Origin of the sequence: Sphingomonas parapaucimobilis NBRC 15100, from assembly GCF_000787715.1 — a bacterium.
Lineage (GTDB): Bacteria > Pseudomonadota > Alphaproteobacteria > Sphingomonadales > Sphingomonadaceae > Sphingomonas > Sphingomonas parapaucimobilis.
The window spans coordinates 1-19,145 of record NZ_BBPI01000012.1; the positions used below are offsets into that span (position 1 = coordinate 1).

Consider the following 19,145-nt stretch of genomic DNA (forward strand, 5'->3'; position numbering starts at 1 on the left):
GCGCGGTATCTGCGGAAGCGCCCCACCCCCTGCCCCTCCCCTGAAGGGGAGGGGTGAGACCTTCAGGCGAACAGCCGCGCCAGGCTCCGCTCCAGCATCAGCATCTGCCACAGCGTCCGGCCATGCTCCGCGCGTCCGCTGCGGTGATCGGCCGCCAGCCGCCCCAGCTCGGTCAGGTCGAACCAGCCGGTCTCGCGGAGCAGCCCCGATTTCTCCAACCGCGCCGCCTCATCCGCCAGCGCCCCCCGGAACCAGGCACTGATCGGCGTCACGAAACCCATTTTCGGCCGGTACAGGATGTCGCGCGGCAGATAAGGCTCCAGCACCTTCTTCATCAGCCACTTGCCCTGCCCGCCCCGCAGCCGCATCGAAACGGGCAGGCGCGCGGCATATTCGACCAGCCTATGGTCGAGCAGCGGCTCGCGCGCCTCCAGCCCGACCGCCATCGACATGCGGTCGGTCTTGGTCAAGATGTCGCCGGGTAGCCAGATCTTCATATCGGCATATTGCACCCGGTCCATCGCATCGCGCGCGGGCGCGTCGCGCATCGCGGCGATATAGCGATCTTCCGCGCGGTGGCCGCCCAGCGCCGCCCTGGCCTCGGCCGAGAACAGTCGCGCGCGCGCCTCCGGTCCCGTCACGCCGACCGCACGGGCATAGGCCTCCGCGCCGTCCATCCCCAGCGCCTGCAACGTCGTCTTGGCGCGTAAAGGACGCGGCGCCCAATCGGCCTTCGGATAGAAGCGGCCCAGCGTCCCGAACACGCTGCGCCGGAACTCCGCCGGGAACAGGCCACGCACCCGCTCCTCGCCCGCATGGAAGATGTGGCGGCGATAGCCCATCAGCATCTCGTCCGCGCCGTCCCCCGCCAGCGCCACCGTAACATGCTCGCGCGCCATCTGGCACAGCCGATAGGTGGCCAGCGCCGAGGCGTCGGCAAAGGGCTCGTCGAACTGCGCGACCAGCATATCGATCAGCGCGAAGTCGTCCGGCTGGACCACCCGCTCGGCATGGTCGGTGGCGAAGCGCTGGGCGATGGTGCGGGCATGGCTGCGCTCGTCCAGGCCCGCTTCGTCGAAGCCGATGGTGCAGGTGCGCACCGCTCGCGGGGACGCCTCCGCCATCAGCGCGACCACGCCCGAGCTGTCGACCCCGCCCGACAGGAAGGCGCCCAGCGGCACATCGGCGACCATCCGGCTGATAACGCCCTCGCGCATCCGGGCCAGCAGCCCTTCGCCCAGTTGCGCGGCTGATCCGTTTTCGCGGTTCGAGAAGTCGACATCCCACCATTGACGTGGAGCGGGAACGGCGCGCCCCCGCTCGATCAGCAGGAAATGCCCGGCAGGCAGCTTGTGGACGCCCGCCACGATGCTGGCATCGTCGGGCACATAGCCAAAGGCCAGATAATCCTCGACCGCGCGTATATCGGGCCGCCTGCGGAACAGCGGATGCGCCAGCACCCCCTTCATCTCCGAGGCGAAGGCGACCGCGCCATCGGGCAACTCGGCCCAGTGGAGCGGCTTCACCCCCAGCCGGTCGCGCGCCAGGAACAGCGTCCCCGCCTTCGCGTCGTGTACGGCGAAGGCGAACATGCCGACCAGCCGGTGGAGCATCGACGGCCCCCAGTGCCGCCAGCCATGCAACAACACCTCGGTATCGCCATCGGTCTGGAACACCGCACCCCTGGCGCGCAATTCCTCCCGCAACTCGCGGTAATTATAGATTTCGCCGTTGAAGCAGACCGCGACCTCGCCATCCACCATCGGCTGGGGCGAGCCCGCCACGTCGATGATCGAAAGCCGGGCATGGGCGAAGCCGACGCCCGGCGCGGTCCATATCCCCTGCCCGTCGGGTCCGCGATGCGCCTGCGCGCCGATCATCGCCCGCAGTCGGGCGGGGTCGACCGGCTTGGGCGTGGCGGGATGGAAAAGGCCGGCGATACCGCACATGGGGGGTCAGCGCCGCCCCGTCAGGCGATCGGCAAAGCCATCGACCGGCCCCAGCGCGCGGACGAACGCCTCGATCGCGCGCGGGTCGTCGCCCTCGCTCGACACATGCACCGCCACCGCCGTCTGACGCTGCCCCAGCAGCCGGGCCTTCATCGTTTCCAGTTTCACGCGCCGCATATCCGGGGTCAGCGTATCGCCGATCCGATACCATGTCGCAACGTCGCGCTGGACAGGCTGGCCGGTCGGCCCCGTCGTGGTCAGCCGCATCGCGTCGCCGCCCGCGATCCGGCCCAGATCGGCGACGCGGATCCAGCGATCATCCTCGTGCAGCACGCCCGTCCCGAACGCACCCAGCTTGCCGCCCTCGCGCTGGCGGGCAAAGACGCCGACCGCGAGATCGACCTGATGCCCCTCGCCATCGACATAGCTGCGCAACAGCACCGCATCGGCGCCCGGATAGTTGGGGCTCCACGGTGTCACCTGCCGGGCCGGGCTCCAGCCGGGCACGTCGGGTAGCGCCATTTGGGCGGGCAGCACCGCCGCGCGCGATCCGGCAAAGGCGCTCCAGCTCGGGAAGACCGCCGCGATCGCCACCGCCAGCAGCGCGGCGAGCAGCGGGTCGATCCGGCGTCGCGGCATGGCGGACAGCCCTGCGGGATCGAAGGCGGGATCGTCCGGCGAACGGTCGAAGAACTGCCAGCCGATCGCCAGCACCGCCGCCATGACGATCGCGAAGAACACCCAGCCGAAAATAATGTGGTCGATCCCGCCCGCCACCTCGATCGAGGTCTTGTCGGCGGCGAAGATCGTCCCCCAGGCGCGCACGCCATTGGCCAGCACCGGCACGATCAGCGACACGACCATGAAGACCGCTCGTCGCCATGGCGAGCGGAAGCAGAGATTGGCGACCAGTGCCGCGAAGGCGACCATCGCCAGGACGAACTTCGACCCCGAACAGGCCTCCGCCACCTCGAACCAATAGCGCCCGGCATGGATCAGCACCCCATCGGCCGAGGCGGGGATGCCGCTCCAGTCGAGCAGCGGCATCACGATCGAGACGGTGATCTGCTGGAGCGGCTTTTCCAGTTCCGCGCCGAACGGCACCAGGAACCACGCATAGGCGAGCGGGAACAACATGCCCCGTGCGACCATCGGGCCGATCAGGGTCAGGACCGCGCCCTCCAGCATCGCGACCAGCCCCAGTTGACGGACCAGCGCGACGGTCGCCGACTCACCCAGCAGCCACAACAGTCCGCCGCCCGCCACCACGAACAGCCCCGGCCACCAGGCGGTCGGGGTCAGCTGCGCCAGCTCGGTGCGCCGCTGCCAGATCAGCCAGCCCACGACCGGCCCGATGAACAGGCAATGGCCATAGGTCGTGCTGGTCCACCAGATATCGACCAGAAGCGCGACATCGGTACGGAACAGCAGCAACAGGATCAGCGCCACCCCGGCCAGCAGCGCGAGGGGACAGGCCCAGCGCCCTGCCCTCGCCCGTTTCCCCGCTTTGACGATATCCCCAGCGGTCACGCGGCCATGTCCCCCAGCAATCGGTCGAGCGGTGCCAGCCGCGCCGTCCAGTCATAGCGCGCCAGAACCCGCGCCCGTGCCGCCGGATGGTCCGTCGGGCCGTTCAGCGCGTCAATGACCCTCTCGGCAAAGTCGCGATCGTCGCCCGCCACCGCGATGGTGCCGCCATGGTCGATTCCCTCCGCCGCCGCCGTGGACGCCACGATCGGCCGGGCCATGGCCATCGCCTCCAGCAGCTTGTTCTGGATGCCGCGCGCCAGATCGAGCGGGGCGACGCAGACGGCGGCGCGGGCCAGCCAGAAGCGGGTGTCGGGCACTTCGCCGGTCACGATCACCGCCTCGCTCGCCAGCCGCCGCACCGCCGGAGTCGGCGCACGACCGACAATGGCGAAACGCGCCGCCGGGCAGGCCCTGCGGACCAGCGGCAGGATGCGCTCCGCAAAGCGCGTCACCGCATCGATATTGGGGCGGTAGTCCATCTGCCCGGTAAAGACGATCAGGGGGCCATCTGAAATGCCGGGATCGATCGTTGCGGGATCATAGCGGGCGGCATCGATGCCGTTCTCGATTGCGAACACATTCCCCTGCCCCCCGCCGGAGCGAAACAGGGCCGCCTCCGCCTCGCTGACGAACAGGGTCGCCGCGACCGACCCGGACACCTGTCGCTCATAGCGGCCGAGCAGACGGGCCTCGCGCTTCAGGACCGACCGCATCCCCGGTCCGGCGGTCTGCGACAGGCTGGCGAATTTGGCGGAGTCGACGTCGACCATGTCCATGATCGTCGGCTCGGCCCCGCGATACTGGGCCATCTGGCCGGAGAAGATATAGGTCGCAGCAATGGGGTGCCGCGCCCGCACGTCCGCGACCGCGCGCGCCATACCGGGATGGGCGAAGGCGGTCAGCGAGATGGGCTTGCCCGTCGCCAGCGCCTGCACCGCCGCCACCGGCATCGGCCTGGTCCGGCGCAGGATATGATGGCTGGCGAGTTCGGCGCGCAGTTCGGACGGCAATTCCTCTTCCCCCGCCCGCTCGGCAAAGGCGCAGAGATGGACGCGCCAGTCGCGCGCCAAATGGCGCAGCACATGATAGCTGCGGATCTTGTCGCCGCGATCGGGCGGAAAGGGCGCGCGGTGCGCGAGGAACAGCAGGTCCTTCAACCCAGACCCCGCGCGATCGGCGGCCCGACGATCTTCGCGACAGGGACCGGTAGGCGCTTCCAAACCGCGATCATCAGCGCATATTTGGGGTTGAGCGGGTTGATCGCGCGCGGGCCGTGGACGCTGCGGCTGGCATAGACCAAAGGCCGCCCTTCGAACCCCCAATTCTGCTTGAAGGCGGCCGCCCCCGTCCCGACCTTCGACCGGCCGAAATCGAAGCTGTGGCATCCGCGTTGGCGGGCGTGACGCATCAGTGCGAAATACATCAGGTCGTTGGCGCGCAGCCCCCGCGCCGCCTGCGTGCCGCCGCCCCAATAGGGATAGACGGTGCCGCCATGATAGAGGTTGAGCACGCTCGCCACCGCCCGCCCGCCATGGCGCACGGTCAGGACGTCGGCGTCGAGCCGCGCCACCGCCTCACGGAACAGCTTGGCCGGAAAGACGGGCGTGCCGAGATTGCGGACCGACTCGGCATAGACGCGGTAATGCTCGGCGAGCATCCGGGGATCGCGGCCGGTGACGACCTCCAGATCCTGGGCCAGCGCCTTGCGAAGTTCGGCGCGCTGCTTGCGGGGAATGGCCTTCATCTCGGCCTCGTCATCACCCGCAATCGGCCGAACGAAACCCAGATAGCTGCCCGCATCCGCCGTCCAGCCGTCCGGCACGGGGCCGCCGCGCAGTTCGACCGACTCGATACCCTTATCGCCCGCCAGGCCCCAGGCCGCCTCGGCCAGCGCGTCGACACCCTCGCCCAGCACGCCGCCATCGACGCCGAAGCCGGTCGACACCATCGCCGCACCGAACAAGGGCGAGCGGATCTCGCTGAGCGGCAGCACGCCGACGATCGCGCCGTCCGCCCCTTCGGCCAGCAGGTAATGCGCCGTCTGGCCGCAGCCTTTTGCTCCCGCCTTCAACCAGCCGGTCAGGTGGAAAGGCGTGCCCTCCGTCTGCGCCGCGACAAAGGCATCAATGCGCACGCATTCGGCTTCGCTCGCCAGATCGGCGATACGGATCGTCGGCGCGAGCGCGCTCATGCCAGCCGCGCCGCTTCCTCGGCCGCGACCTGATCGACCCGCCCCCAGTCATGACGGCCGAGCAGACCGCGCAGCTTGCCCGCCATCGCGCTGAGGCGGCTGTAATGGCGGATACGCGAACGCAGCGGCGCATGGGCGACGCGCGGCTGGTCGGGATCGACCTCCCAGGGGTGGAAATAGAAGATCGCGCCGTGGCGGTCGCGATTGACCTGCCCCACCGCGATGTCGGTCAGCTTGGCAGGCAGCATCCGGAAAAAGCCGCCGCCGGTCGCCAGCCGCCGCCGACCCCACTGCGCCACCGTCACCGGCAGCTCGATCATGTCGGAGTCCGCCAGCGGCCGCCAGGCATAGCGCGGCGATTCCGCCCAGCCATAATGGTCGTGGCGCAGCGGCGCGACGCTGGAGGAATAACGATAGCCCGCCTCGACCAGCACGGGATGCGCCCAGGGGGTGCGCGTATCGATCGAGAAGCTTGGCGCGCGGTATCCGGTCACGGCCTGCCCGCCCGCATCCTCGATCGCCGCCTTGGCACGGGCCAGATCGGCACGGAACTGGTCGGCGGTCATGGTGAAGACGCGCTGATGGTCCCAGCCATGGCTGGCCATCTCATGCCCCGCCGCCACGATGCGGCGGATCAGCCCCGGATGGTGATGCGCCACCCAGCCCAGCGTGAAGAAGGTCGCGCGCGTGCCCGTCTCGGCGAACAGCGAGAGGACGGCATCGGTATTGGCCTCGACCCGGCTGTCCAGCCGGTCCCAGTCGCCCTTGTCGATCGTGCGCTCGAACGCGCCGACCTGAAACCATTCCTCGACATCGACCGACATGCCGTTGAGCGGCAATGTCTTCGCCGTGATCTCAGGCGGCATGACCCCAGGCTCCCGGTCGGATCGTGGCTCCGGCTTCACGACGCTCCTCACCACGATTGTCGATCTCTGACCAGTCGACCAACAGGGTCAGGACCCGGCGCAACGCCGCCTCCTGCTGCTCCAGCCGCGCTTCGAGTTGCGCGATGCGGTTTTCCAGCGCGGCATCGGTCGAGGGCTTGGTGACGGGGACCGGCTCTTCCGCCGCAACGGGCGGGGGCGCGGCGGGTGTCGGCATCGGACGCAGCGAGACCGGCTCGGGTGCGGGCGGCGGGGCGACGACGCGGTGCGTGCTGCGCGGGGCGGGCTGGCTCTCGGGCGTCACGCGGGTGATGGGATCAGGCTGCGTCGGAGCGACCGTCGCCTGACCGTTCAGGCCCAGCCCGTTGCGCAGCGTACCCGCCGAGAACAAGGGATCGCCCAACCGCCCCGCGCTGTTGAAGATCGGCGCGACCGGCTCGGGCTCGACCGCGATCGGCATCGGGGCCTCGCGACCCGCGCCCATATCGGCGGCCATGTCGGCGGCGACGCTTTCGACCGTCTGGCGGCCGATCAGCTCGACACCCTCGATCGCGGCCTGCAGCAGGACGCGGCCCGCCAGCACGTTCAACCGGCGCGGCACCCCGCCCGACGCATCGTACAGCGCATCAAAGGCATCGGCGGCGAAATCGGGACGTCCGGTCCAGCCCGCGACCGCCAGGCGATGCGCGATATAATCGGGGACTTCCTCGGGCTCCATCGGGTCGAGGTGATGGATGGCGATGACGCGCTGGCGCAGCTGCTCGACGGCGGCCGAACCCAGCAGGCGCTCGCGAAATTCGGGCTGTCCGACCAGCAGGATCTGGAGCAGCGCATGGCCGCCCGCCTGGAAATTGGACAACATGCGGAGTTCTTCGAGCGAGGCGAGCGGCAGTGCCTGCGCCTCGTCGACGATCAGCAGGATACGGCGCCCCTCACGCGCGACGCCGTTCAGCGCGCGCTCGATCGCGGCGAGCAGCGCGGCCTTGGTCAGCCCCTGCGCATCGACGCCCAGCTGCCCGGCCAGGACGCGCAGCAGGTCCTGCGGCTCGACCGCCGTGGATACGATGTGCAGGACACGCAGACGCTTGGTATCCAGCGTTTCGACCAGATGGCCGACCAGCGTGGTCTTGCCCGCACCGACATCGCCGGTGATGACGATGAAGCCCTCCCCCTGCGCCAGGCCATAGCCCAGATAGGCCATCGCCTTGCCATGGGTCGCCGTCTGGAACCAGAAACGCGGGTCCGGCGTCAGTTGAAACGGGCGTTCGCCCAGACCGAAATGGGTCTCGTACATCATCGTGCCTTTCGGCCGGTCAGAATTGATACCGTGCGGCGATCAGGGCCTGTGCCGACAGGGCACTGGACAGGTCGCCGACCTGAAAGTGGTACAATCCAACCGACGCGGTTGTTCCGAGCCGACCGAAGTTGCGGTAATAGCTGGCGGTCGACCCCAGCGATATCACGTCCTCGGCCCCCGCCAACCTAGAGACGTAATAGTTAACGAAGCCATTCACGTTAAGCCCCGAATTGGGGCCAAAGGCGCGGCCGAGGAAAATCTGGCCGTAATAGCTGTCATCCTGCACGCCCGAGACGATCAGGCCCGGCGCGCCGTCCGGCGCGAACAGGCGACGGCTGGTATAGCCCATCCCCACCCCCAGCGTGGAGCGCCCGCGCTGATAGGATACCGCCATGTCCAGCCCGCGCGCCCGGTAGACAGCGGTCTGAACCGATTGCAGCGCATCGTTCAGGCACCCGCCGGGCGACGTGCCGCCCGCCGAAAAGGTGCAGCCGTTGAACTGCTGCGCAAAGGCATCGCGCGTCTCGACGAAATTGGTCGGCAGGTTGGACAGCCCGTTGCGCAGCTGGCGGCCAAAGGTCTGGATGCCGTCATGGACCGCCGCCTGGAACACGATGTCGCGCGCCGCCTGGTAACGCGCCGTCCCGGTGATGCTGAGCGAGCCGTAACGCTCGCCGACATGCCCCTCGACGGAGGTGCGGCGATCGGGGCGCCAGATCACGCCCGCATCGTAATAGACGCCGTCCGTGCGATAGGCGATCCGGCGCGGCCCGGTGGGGTTGATGATGAAGCGGCCCTGGCTGTCGACCAGCGGGCGTCCGGCGGCATCGACCTTGGGATCGCGCTGGCTCGACTCGATCCGTTCGTAACCGACCCCGGCGGTCAGCGCGACATAGGGCGAAATCGGCTTCAGCACGTCGCCACGCAGGAACCAGCCCTCGTAACGCTGCGAGAGTTGTCCGGCATCGTCACGCTCATAGGCGGCATTGGCCGACAGGCCGACCGGCGCGATCGATCCCGGCCGCGCGGTGGCGCTGACGCTGGCGACGTGGTTCCAGCTGTCGCGGAAATAATCGAGCCGGGGCTGACCGGCCGCCACGCCGCCTAGGCCCGGGGTCTCGGCACGGGTATAGCCCAGCCGGTAATTCGCGCCGATCTGCACCGGCCCCGCCCGCGTGGCCAGCGACGGCCCGGCGAAGACCGAATAGATTTGCGAGACATTGGCGACATTGCCGACCAGCACGCCGGGCGCCTCGCCGCGAATATCGGCGCGCGTCCGCGTCGCCAGCGCCCCCGCCTCCAGCCGCAGATTGGGCGTGACGGCGTAGGCGCCCCTCGCCAGCCCGCTATGGATATCCCCACCCGCGGCCCGGTCGCCCCAGCCGATGCGGTGTTCGTAGCGATAGCTGACCTGTCCCTGCGCCCGGGCGGTCTGCACCTCGGCATTCACGCCCGCCGCCAGCGTCGTATAGGTGACGGCATCGCCGCGCGTCAGATCGGCGACCAGCCCCTGCCCGACCTCGACATAGGGGGCCAGCTGCGCGCGGCGACGCTGCGGCACATTGGCACGCGACCCGCGCCCGGTGTCGCGCCGATCGGCGGCGGACGGCTCGGCCGAGCCATCACCCGGTGCGTTGGATGCGGCTCCACCCGCGACCGGCACAGCCTGAGCCTGGGCGGCGAGCGCGCACGGCCATGCGGCCAGCGCCCCGACCAGACCGACAAGGGCGGGCCGCACGAGCGTCACGGCGCGCCGTCCTTGCCATATTTGCCATAATAGCCGAACCGGCGGCTGCCTGGCACGAAGGCGACGCTGTTCAGCACCAGCTGGATATGATCGCACGCATCGAGCAGCGCGATCGCGGCGCCGACTTCGCTTTCGGGCGTACGGTCGGCGCGGACCACCATCATCACCTGCCCGGCCAGCATCGCCAGCACCGAGGCGGGCGACGCCGCCAGCGCAGGCGGCGAGTCGAAGATCAGCAGACGGCGCGGATTGGCCGACAGCAGCCGCTGCACGACCGCGCGGGTGCGGGCCGAGGCGAGCAGTTCGGTGTCATTGGCGGTCCGCGTGCCGCAGGGCAGCACCGCCAGATGCGGCACATCGGTACGCATCACCAGCGACTCGACATCGATGCTGCCGTCGATCAGCGCGTCGAGCAGCCCCGGCCCCTCGTTCAGGCCGAGCCGCCCCAGCACATCGGGCTTGGCGACATCGGCATCGACCAACAGCACCTCGGTGTCACGCTCCGCCGCCAGCGACAAAGCGAGATTGACCGAGCAGAAGGTCTTGCCATCCTGCGGCCGTGCCGAGCACACCAGGACGACCCGGGCCTTGTCCTCGTCACCGCCCTCGACCAGCCGCTGGCTGGTGATGATCAGCTGGCGCTTGACCAGCCGGAACTCCTCGGCCAGCGGCCCGATCGGCGCGCCGGGCACGATCATCCCGTTTTCCGCCAGCATCGCGCGGTCGACCATCGCGACATCGGAAAAGACCGGGCTATATTCGGTCGCCAGAAACTCGTCGTCGCCCGGTTGCGCCAGGAACTCCGCCGGAATGCCGCTGAGCGAGGGATCGAAAGGCGGGTGATCGACAGAGGACGGCGCAGGCTCGTCATACGCCACGAGGCCCGGCGGCCCTGCCTCGACCGGCGGGACGGGCGGCGTCCGTCCGGCCTCCTCGTCCGATGGCCGCGGCGCTGGCGCGTCGGGCGCGCGCACATAGGACTGGAAATCATACACGTTCGCCGCCCGCTCTAGCAGCGACGGTTCCCGGCGGGGTCTGGTGGGTTTCACATTTTCGGTCACGCAGCCATTCCCCGCTGTAATAGCTCGACAACCAGGACCAGCCCATAGGCCGCGCCCAGCGCCGCCGTCCCGCCGAGGAACAGTTTCAACCGCCGCGCCCGCGCCGTCGCCTGCCCGCGCGTTACGACTTCGCCGATCGCGCCGATCACCGGCATCCCCATCGTGCGCTGAAGCGATTGCGGGGTGGTGAAGGTCTGGCGCAGCTTCGACAGGGCAAAGGCCGAACCGACACCCAGCCCCAGCCCTGCGGCGAAGACGCCGGTCAGCAGCAGCAGGCGGTTGGGAGAACTGGGCGCGCGCGGATAGGTCGGCGGATCGATCACGCTGAACCGCATCGAATCGGTCTGGTTCTGCGCCTGGCCGCGCAGCGCCACCTGCTCGCGCTGACGCAACAACTGGTCGTAACTGTCTTTCAGCACCTGATAATCCCGGTCGATCGCACCTTGCGCGGCAGCCGCTTCGGGATCGGTTGCCAGGCTGGCGTTCAGCCGGTCGAGGTCGTTCTGCAACTGGCTCTTGCGGATTTTCAGGCTGGCGAGCTGCGACTGTTTCTCCGCCGCCATCGACTGGAGCGACATGTAGAGCGGATTGGGCTGTCCCCCCGCCACGCCCCCGGCGGGCTCCGCCTTCGCGGCGGCCTGTGCGGCGGCCAGCTGGTTACGCAGCGCGATCACGTCCGGGTGGTTTTCGGTATAGCCGCGCGCGCGCGCGTCGGCGAGCTGGCCCTGGATCGTCGCCAGTCGCGCCCGCGCCGGGCTGACCGCCGCGCCGCCGCCCTCGCTGACCGTGCGCGGGGTGCCCGCCAGCTGACCCTGCACCGCCGCGACGCTGGACTGCGCCGCCGCCAGATCGCTGTCGACCTGCGCCATTTGCGACCGGGCCAGGCCGATCCGGTCGGCGACCGACCCGGTGCCCGGCAGGCCACCGGCGAACTGGTTCAGATACTGGGCGCGCTTGGCCTCGGCGATCTGGAGCTGTTTCTGGCGCTCGCTCAACTGCTTGTCGAGGAAGGTGAGGCTCTGGTTGGTGGTGTTGCGATCGCCGAGCAGGTTGGATTCGACGAAGATGTCGATCAGCTTCTGGGCGACCTGCTGCGCCAGCTTGGGGCTGGACTGGGTGACGGTCAGCTGGAAGATGGTGTCCTGCTGGTTCTCGATCTTGATCGACTGCGCCAGTTGCGCGACCCGCGCCGCGACATCGGCGTCGCTCGACACCGTGGCAGCCAGGTCGGTGCCGCGCACGACCTTTTGCAGGTTGATCGCCGAGATCAGCGTCTGGCGTACCCGGTCGACCGAATCCATCTGGCTGTTCGGCCCCGTGGTCATGCCATCGGGCAGGATCTGCGAATTCTGGACCGCGATGCGCGCGCGGGATTCATATTTGCTGGGGATCTGGGCGACGAACAGCCACCCCAATATGCACACCGCCCATGCCACCGCCAGCGCCAGCCAGCGGCGTATCCATATCGCATGGAGGGCGATGCGGATCTCGTCCTGAATACTCGACACGCGCGCGCTGCCTCAGAACATCGATTCGGGAATGATGATCACGTCGCCCGGCTCCAGCCGGACATTCGCCTTCGAATCCCCCTTGCGGAGCAGATCGTTGATCTGGAGCGCATATTCGCGCTGCTTGCCGGTTTCGCGATCGGTGCGCACCAGCTTGGCCTTGTTGCCCGCCGCGAACTGGTTCAGCCCGCCCACCGCGATCATCGCGTCGAGCAGCGTCATGTTCGCGCGATAGGGGATGGAGGCGGGTCGCTCGGTCGCGCCGACGATCCGCACCTGCTGGCTGTAGGTGCCCGAGAAATTCTCGACGATCACCGACACGATCGGGTTGGAGACATATTCGGACAGCGCCTTTTTCAGATCGTCCTGCAACATCGCGGGCGTCTTGCCGACGGCGGGCATGTCGTTGACCAGCGGCGTGGTGATGCGGCCGTCGGGGCGCACCTGCACCTTGGTCGACAGGTCGGGATTGCGCCAGACGAAGATGTTCAGGGTGTCGAGCGGGCCGATCACATATTCCTCGCCCGGCTGCTCCTTGCGCGCGACATATCCGGCCGAGGGCAGCTCGGTTTTGGTCCCCGCCGTCGAACAGGCGGTCAGCGTCGAGGCACAAAGGCCTGCGATCAAGAAGGGGCGGGCGAACGATGCCATGCGAATGCTACTCCTGGACCCCTCCTCTCCCAGGATACGGAGACGAAAGGCAAATTACGCAATATCGCTATGCCACCCAAGAGGTGAACAGAGCGTTATGCCGGTCCGCCGATCATCTCGGATGCGGGGGGATGGCCCAGAAACGCCGAAGGGCTGGCGGTGGCTCCGTAAGCCCCGGCCAGAAACACCGCGACGATATCGCCGACCTGCGCCACGGGCAGCGCGACCCGGTCTCCCAGCCGGTCGAGCGGGGTGCAGAGCGGCCCCACGACCGACACCGTCTCCATGGCCTCGGCCCCCATCGCATGGGCCAGCGCCAGCGGATAGTTGCGCCGGACGACGGTGCCGAAATTGCCGCTGGCCGCCAGCTGATGATGCAGACCGCCGTCGAGGATCAGGAAAGTCTCGCCCCCGCTTTCCTTGCGATCGACGACCCGCGCCAGATAGACCCCCGCCTCGGCGACCAGCCAGCGGCCGAGTTCGATCGCAAAATGGCTGTCGCCCAGGATGGCGGGCCGATCGGCCAGCGCCTGCTCCAGCGCCGCGCCGACCCTCTCCACCGGCAACGGCTTGTCCCCCGCGAAATAGGGCACGCCGAACCCGCCGCCCAGATTGACCAGCGGCGGCGTTGCCCCGGCAGCGTCCGCCAGCCGCGCCGCCAGCGCGATGGTCGCCCCTTGCGTGTCGATGATCGCCTGCGTATCGAGCGCCTGGCTACCCGCATAGATGTGGAAACCGCGCCAGTCGGCCCCCGCCGCGATCAGTTCGCGGACGAGCGCAGCCACCCGCTCGGCATCGATGCCGAAGGGCGAAGGGCGCCCGCCCATCTTCATGCCCGAGCCCCGCAATTCGACATCCGGGTTCACCCGGACCGCCAGACGCGGACACACGCCCAGCCCGTCCGCGATCGCCAGCGCGCGCCGTGCTTCACCCTCCGACTCCAGATTGATCGTCACGCCCGCACGGATCGCAGCGGCCAGCTCGGCATCGCGCTTGCCGGGACCTGCAAAGCTGACCGGCCTGCCCAGCGGCGCGACCTTGGCCAGCTCACCCGCCGAAGCGACGTCGAACCCGTCGACCATCGCCGCCATCGCCTCCAGCAACGGCCCGAAAGGATTGGCCTTGATCGCATAATGGAGGTCGATCGACGGAAAGGCAGCGCGAAACCGTGCGACACGAGCAGTGACGATGGCCGGGTCATAGACGAAGACCGGCCCGTCGCGTCCCGCCATCCATGTCTCGGCGCTCCGCCCGGCGATGGTCAGCGCCCCGGCCTGCGCGGCGAATTCGGGGGGGATCGGCCCCATCGGCTTCATGACGTCATATCCTTTTCGGCCCATTCCCGGCGCAGCGCGGCGCGGTCGAGCTTGCCATTGGCGTTGCGGGGCAGCGCGCGCGCCCAGGCGATGTGCGACGGCTGCATGAAATTGGGAAGGTCGCGCTTCAACCGCGCGCGCAGGGCCGCCTCCTGCGCCGGATCGCCGCCCAGGACCAACACGATCGCCTGCCCCTGCGCTTCGTCGGCGATGCCGAAGGCGACGGCCTCGCGCGCCTCGCCACCGGACAGCGCGGCTTCCTCGACCTCCTGCGGGCTGATCCGGTTGCCAGCAACCTTGATCATCTCGTCATCGCGCCCGACGAAGCGGAGCAGCCCGTCCGCGCCCTCGACCACCGTATCGCCCGACCACACCGCGCGGGCATGGTCCGGTGTCGGGCGAAAGCGCTGTGCCGTCCGCTCGGCATCCCGCCAATAGCCCTGCGCGACCAGCGGCCCGGCATGGACCAGCTCGCCCGGCTCGCCCGGTGCCGCGCGGCTGCCGTCGGGGCGAAGCACCATCACCTCGGCAAAGGGAATGGCGCGGCCGATCGCATCGGGATGCGCATCGATCAGGGCCGGGTCGAGATAGGTCGAGCGAAACGCCTCGGTCAGGCCGTACATCGCATAAAGGTCCGCCGCCGGAAACAGCGCCCGCAGCCCCCGCACCAGTCGCGGGGTCAGCGCGCCGCCCGAATTGGTCAGCCGCCGGATCGAGGCGACCGCCTCTTCCGGCCAGTCGATGCCCAGCAACTGCGTCCAGAGCGGCGGCACCCCCGCCAGCGTCGTCGCGCCGTAACGCACGACCGCCTTCACCACGTCGCGCGGGGTCAGATAGTCGAGCGGCGCGACCGCGCCCCCGGCGACCCAGGTCGAGAAAAGCTGGTTCTGGCCATAGTCGAAGCTGAACGGCAGCACGCCCAAGACCCGGTCGTCGGGTGTCAGCTTCAGATATTGCGCCACCGACACCGCGCCGTACCAGAGATTGGCATGGCTCAGCATCACCCCCTTGGGCCGCCCGGTCGAACCGGAGGTATAGAGGATCGCCGCCAGTGCATCGGTATCCGCCATCGATCGGGGCAGCGCATCGCCCTGCCCGACCTCGGTCGTCACCCGCACGCCCCCTGGCACGTCGCCCTCCTCCAGCGTCCCGGCGCGCGGGCCATGGGTCAGCAGCATCGCCGCGCCGCTATCCACCAGGATATGGGCTACCTGCGCGCGCTTGAGCAGCGGGTTGATCGGCACATGCACCAGCCCCGCGCGCGGTGCGGCCAGCGGCATCAGCGCGGATTGCCGCGTCTTGGGCAACCATGTCGCCACCCGCGTACCCGGCGCGAAACCATGCGCCGCCAGCCATCCGGCCAGCCGCGCGACCGCCTCCTCCGCCTCGGCAAAGCTCAGCTCACCCTCGCGGTCGAGCAGCGCAGGAGCATCGCCCGCCCCGCGCAAGGCATGGTCGATCGGATACGCGGGCGGATCGATGGTCATCCCGCCATCTACCAGTGCGGACGCGGCAAAGTCGAGCATGCGCCCCGCGGCCGAAGAAGCAACCGCCGCCGAGAATGTAAACCGAGCGCCCAGCCCTCCCCCAACCCCCTCCCGCCTGCGGGAGGGGGCTTTTTGCCGGGCCGCAACACCTCTCCCCTCCCGCAGGCGGGAGGGGCCGGGGGAGGGCATGGGTCTCCGGCGCTTTCCCCATGCCGAGCATTCGCGCCGATCATGCCACAACCACCGCGGGGGCGAAGAAGCCCAGCGCGTCCCCTCCCCCAACCCCCTCCCGCCTGCGGGAGGGGGCTTTGCCGGGCCGCAACACCTCTCCCCTCCCGCAGGCGGGAGGGGCTGGGGGAGGGTCTGGGTCTCCGGCGCTTTCCCCATGCCGAGCATTTGCACGCATCATGCCACAACGACCGCGAGGGCGGAGAAACCCAGCGCGTCCCCTCCCCCCAACCCCCTCCCGCCTGCGGGAGGGGGCTTTGCCGGGCCGCGACACCTCTCCCCTCCCGCAGGCGGGAGGGGCCGGGGGAGGGCCTGGGGCTCCGGTGCTTGCTTCGACACCAAACGCCTTCACCAACACCCGTTGCCCAACGCCCGCCGCCGCACTAACGCTGTCGCAAACATTACAAAGAGCAGGGCGACAGGGTTTGGAACTCCAGACGAACGGGCAAGTGGAAGCGGCAGTGCGCGGCGTGCTGGCCGATGTGCTGGGTCTGTCGGCCGAGCGCGTGGACGGTTTCGACGTGGATACGCCGCTGTTCGGCGCGCTGCCTGAACTGGACTCGATGGCGGTCGCGGGCGTGCTGACCGAGCTGGAGGACCGATTGGGCATCCTGATCGAGGATGACGAGGTCGATGGCGAGATGCTGGAGACGTTCGGCCAGCTGGTTGCCTTTGCGCAATCCAAGGCGGGCGCTTGATCGACTATTATGACTGGCCCGGCGGGCGCGAGGCGATGTTGTGCTTCGGCCCCGCGCAAGGGCCGGTCGTGCTGGTCGCGATGCCGTTCTGGGAAGAAGCGAACCGGACGCGCAGCCTGGCGGTCGCCATGCTGCGGCGGCTGGCCGATCACGGCATCGGCGGCGCGCTGCCCGACTGGCCGGGCACGGGCGAGAGCGTGATCGACACCGAGAAGGCGAGCCTGCTGCAATGGCGCGACGCGCATCAGGCGGCGGCGGAATCGCTGGGCGACCGGCCCTGTTACGCCGTGTCGATCCGGGGCGGCGCGCTGGTCGACGGGTTCGCGCTGCTGGCCGGGCGCTGGCACCTGACGCCGATGACGGGCGAAGCGGTGCTGCGCGACGTGATCCGGCTGCGCGCGGCGGCGGGGCTGCGCGGCGACGAACATGGCGTGTTCGGCGCGGAGTCGCCGGTGCGCGTCGCGGGCAACCGGGTCTCTCCGCATTTCCTTGCCGGGCTGGCGGGGGCCGGACTTCACGACCAGCCGGGGGTGCCGCGCCGCGTCGTGCGGCTGGGCCATGACCGAGCGCCCGCCGACCGCGTGATCGATGCCGTCCCGCCCTGGCGCCGGGCCGAGCCGCAGGAAGACCCCGAACTCGCCGCCCTGCTGGCCGAGGATATCGCGCAGTGGATCGCATCATGCGAAGGCTGATCTCCTTTCCCTGCGACGGCGCGACGCTGATCGGCACGCTGGACGAAGCGGCGGGCGCGACCGGCCTGCTGATCGTCTCCGGCGGCAACGAGCCGCGCATGGGCGCGCACCGGGGCCAGGCGATGATGGCGGCCCGCATCGCGGCCCATGGCTATCCGGTCTTCCGTTTCGACCGGCGCGGCGTCGGCGACAGCGCGGGTGGCAATGGCGGCTGGGAGTCGAGCGGTCCCGATATCGCCGCCGCCGTCGATGCCTTTGCCGATGCCGCGAACCTGACCCGGATCATCGGCTTCGGCAATTGCGACGCCGCCGCCGCGCTGGCGATGTTCGGCGCGGAGGCCGGATTCGCGAAGGTCCTGCTCTCCAATCCATGGCTGTCGGACGAACCCGACGCGCTGCCCCCCGCCGCCGCGATCCGCCGCCATTATGCCAGGAAGCTGGTCAATCCGGCCGAGTGGCTGCGGCTGGCGCGCGGCGCGGTCGATCTGGGCAAGCTGCGCCAGGGACTGACCAAGATTGCCGCAGCCCCCTCTGCGCTCGACGAGACCGCTGCGCCGCTGATCCGCGCGATCCATCGCTGGGCCGGGGATGCCGCGATCATCGTGGCGCAGGGCGATGCGACCGGTGTCGCCTTTCGCGCCGCCGCGCGCGGGCACGGCTTTGCCATCGAGACACTGGCGACGGACTCGCACAGCTATGCCGATGCCATGGACGCACTGGAGCGGGTGGTCCTCACCCATCTGGCACGGGCCGGATCGGACGGAGCGACGCCTGTGCGCGACAGCGAGGCGGAACCCCAGAATACAGATTGATACGTTTTAAGATTCGATTTTTCTCAGGAACGCCTCCCCGCCCCGCCCATTGGTCGGGGCAAGGAGAGACGGTCCATGAACGAACGCCCTACCCCGCCCCAGCCCGAACAGCAGCAGGACATGCCCGGCCAGACCGAGGCGATGGACCCACGCCCCGACCATGGCGAGCATAGCTATGTCGGCCATGGCAAACTGACCGACAAAAAGGCGATCATCACCGGCGCGGACAGCGGCATCGGCCGCGCGGTGGCCATCGCCTTTGCCCGCGAGGGTGCGGACGTGGTGATCTCGTACCTGTCCGAAGATGAAGACGCCGCCGAAACCCAGCGGCTGGTCGAACAGGCAGGCCGCAAGGCCCTGCTGATCCCCGGCGATATCAGCGATCCGGCGCATTGCCGCACCATCGTCGAGCGTGCCGTCCAGACCTTCGGCCGCGTCGACATCCTGGTCAACAATGCCGCGCATCAGGCCAGCTTCCAGGCGGTCGAGGATATCAGCGACGAGGAGTGGGAAACCACCTTCGCCACCAACATCCATGCGATGTTCTATCTGGTGAAGGCCGCGCTGCAGCACATGGGCGAAGGCGCATCGATCATCAACACGACCTCGATCAACGCCGACAAGCCCAACCAGCAACTGCTCGCCTATGCGACCACCAAGGGCGCGATCCACAATTTCACCGCCGGGCTGGCGCAGATGCTCGCCGAGCGAAAGATCCGGGTCAATGCGGTGGCGCCGGGGCCGGTCTGGACCCCGCTGATCCCCTCGACCATGCCACCCGAGGCCGTGAAGAGTTTCGGCGAGCAGACGCCGATGGGCCGCGCCGCGCAACCCGCCGAACTCGCCCCCCCTTACGTCCTGCTCGCCAGCGGCGAGGCCAGCTACATCAGCGGCGCGACCATCCCCGTTACCGGCGGCACCCCCTTTCTCTGATCCCCTGAAAGCAGATGATCCATCGCGACGCTCGCCGATGCCGTCGAATATCAGCCGCCGGCGCTGATCGACCGGCAGTCCGACCACCAGTCCGGTCGTCCGGGCGTCGCCGATGGCGTGCGGATGCACCGGGACGAGACCGAGGCGAATCCGATCGACGC

General features: G+C 69.1%; 16 protein-coding genes. 4 read left to right on the forward strand and 12 right to left on the reverse strand.

The window, feature by feature from the left end; all coding sequences use genetic code 11:
• Positions 1–62: 62 nt before the first annotated feature.
• The 12 genes from SP5_RS02405 to SP5_RS02460 all read right to left on the reverse strand — a co-directional run bounded on the left by SP5_RS02405 (position 63) and on the right by SP5_RS02460 (position 15,660).
• Positions 63–1,949: an XrtA/PEP-CTERM system amidotransferase gene (locus tag SP5_RS02405; RefSeq protein ID WP_042483598.1), complete on the reverse strand. Its 1,887-nt coding sequence runs from the start codon at positions 1,947–1,949 to the stop codon at positions 63–65.
• Between the two features lie 6 nt (positions 1,950–1,955).
• A complete protein-coding gene (gene xrtA / locus SP5_RS02410) occupies positions 1,956–3,479 on the reverse strand; it encodes an exosortase A (RefSeq protein WP_245613373.1) in 1,524 nt (507 codons plus the stop codon).
• The gene (locus tag SP5_RS02415; protein WP_042483601.1) at positions 3,476–4,636 is read right to left on the reverse strand and encodes a TIGR03087 family PEP-CTERM/XrtA system glycosyltransferase; all 1,161 of its coding nucleotides are present in this window, start codon (positions 4,634–4,636) and stop codon (positions 3,476–3,478) included. The genes xrtA and SP5_RS02415 overlap by 4 nt, the downstream gene beginning before the upstream one ends.
• The gene (locus SP5_RS02420) at positions 4,633–5,670 is read right to left on the reverse strand and encodes a FemAB family XrtA/PEP-CTERM system-associated protein (protein WP_042483602.1); all 1,038 of its coding nucleotides are present in this window, start codon (positions 5,668–5,670) and stop codon (positions 4,633–4,635) included. Before SP5_RS02420 ends, SP5_RS02415 begins: the two co-directional genes overlap by 4 nt.
• Positions 5,667–6,536, reverse strand: coding sequence for an XrtA system polysaccharide deacetylase (locus tag SP5_RS02425; protein ID WP_042483605.1), 870 nt, complete (start codon positions 6,534–6,536; stop codon positions 5,667–5,669). The genes SP5_RS02420 and SP5_RS02425 overlap by 4 nt, the downstream gene beginning before the upstream one ends.
• Positions 6,526–7,848 carry an ExeA family protein gene (locus SP5_RS02430; protein WP_042483607.1) on the reverse strand — a complete coding sequence of 441 codons (1,323 nt, stop codon included), beginning with the start codon at positions 7,846–7,848 and terminating at the stop codon, positions 6,526–6,528. The genes SP5_RS02425 and SP5_RS02430 overlap by 11 nt, the downstream gene beginning before the upstream one ends.
• A 19-nt stretch (positions 7,849–7,867) precedes the next feature.
• Complete coding sequence (locus SP5_RS02435) at positions 7,868–9,598, reverse strand: hypothetical protein (protein ID WP_174435498.1); 1,731 nt, start codon at positions 9,596–9,598, stop codon at positions 7,868–7,870.
• Positions 9,595–10,659, reverse strand: coding sequence for an AAA family ATPase (locus tag SP5_RS02440; RefSeq protein WP_245613374.1), 1,065 nt, complete (start codon positions 10,657–10,659; stop codon positions 9,595–9,597). The genes SP5_RS02435 and SP5_RS02440 overlap by 4 nt, the downstream gene beginning before the upstream one ends.
• Positions 10,656–12,167, reverse strand: a complete 1,512-nt coding sequence (locus tag SP5_RS02445; RefSeq protein ID WP_042483608.1) for an XrtA system polysaccharide chain length determinant — start codon at positions 12,165–12,167, stop codon at positions 10,656–10,658. The genes SP5_RS02440 and SP5_RS02445 overlap by 4 nt, the downstream gene beginning before the upstream one ends.
• A gap of 12 nt (positions 12,168–12,179) precedes the next feature.
• Positions 12,180–12,818 (reverse strand): XrtA/PEP-CTERM system exopolysaccharide export protein, encoded by a 639-nt coding sequence (locus tag SP5_RS02450; RefSeq protein ID WP_089413650.1) that lies wholly within the window; start codon positions 12,816–12,818, stop codon positions 12,180–12,182.
• A gap of 95 nt (positions 12,819–12,913) precedes the next feature.
• A complete protein-coding gene (locus SP5_RS02455) occupies positions 12,914–14,134 on the reverse strand; it encodes a pyridoxal-dependent decarboxylase, exosortase A system-associated (RefSeq protein ID WP_042483610.1) in 1,221 nt (406 codons plus the stop codon).
• Entirely contained in the window at positions 14,131–15,660 is a 1,530-nt protein-coding gene (locus SP5_RS02460) for an AMP-binding protein (RefSeq protein ID WP_439645595.1), read from the reverse strand. The genes SP5_RS02455 and SP5_RS02460 overlap by 4 nt, the downstream gene beginning before the upstream one ends.
• A 614-nt stretch (positions 15,661–16,274) precedes the next feature.
• Between SP5_RS02460 and SP5_RS02465 the strand changes: the two genes are divergently transcribed.
• The 4 genes from SP5_RS02465 to SP5_RS02480 all read left to right on the forward strand — a co-directional run bounded on the left by SP5_RS02465 (position 16,275) and on the right by SP5_RS02480 (position 18,984).
• On the forward strand, positions 16,275–16,547 hold the full coding sequence (locus tag SP5_RS02465; RefSeq protein WP_042483611.1) for an acyl carrier protein: 273 nt from the start codon (positions 16,275–16,277) through the stop codon (positions 16,545–16,547).
• Positions 16,544–17,239, forward strand: coding sequence for an alpha/beta hydrolase family protein (locus SP5_RS02470; protein ID WP_042483612.1), 696 nt, complete (start codon positions 16,544–16,546; stop codon positions 17,237–17,239). Before SP5_RS02465 ends, SP5_RS02470 begins: the two co-directional genes overlap by 4 nt.
• The gene (locus SP5_RS02475; RefSeq protein WP_042483613.1) at positions 17,227–18,051 is read left to right on the forward strand and encodes a hydrolase 1, exosortase A system-associated; all 825 of its coding nucleotides are present in this window, start codon (positions 17,227–17,229) and stop codon (positions 18,049–18,051) included. Before SP5_RS02470 ends, SP5_RS02475 begins: the two co-directional genes overlap by 13 nt.
• Positions 18,052–18,126: 75 nt before the next feature.
• On the forward strand, positions 18,127–18,984 hold the full coding sequence (locus SP5_RS02480) for an SDR family oxidoreductase (protein ID WP_042483614.1): 858 nt from the start codon (positions 18,127–18,129) through the stop codon (positions 18,982–18,984).
• The last annotated feature ends 161 nt before the right edge of the window (positions 18,985–19,145 follow it).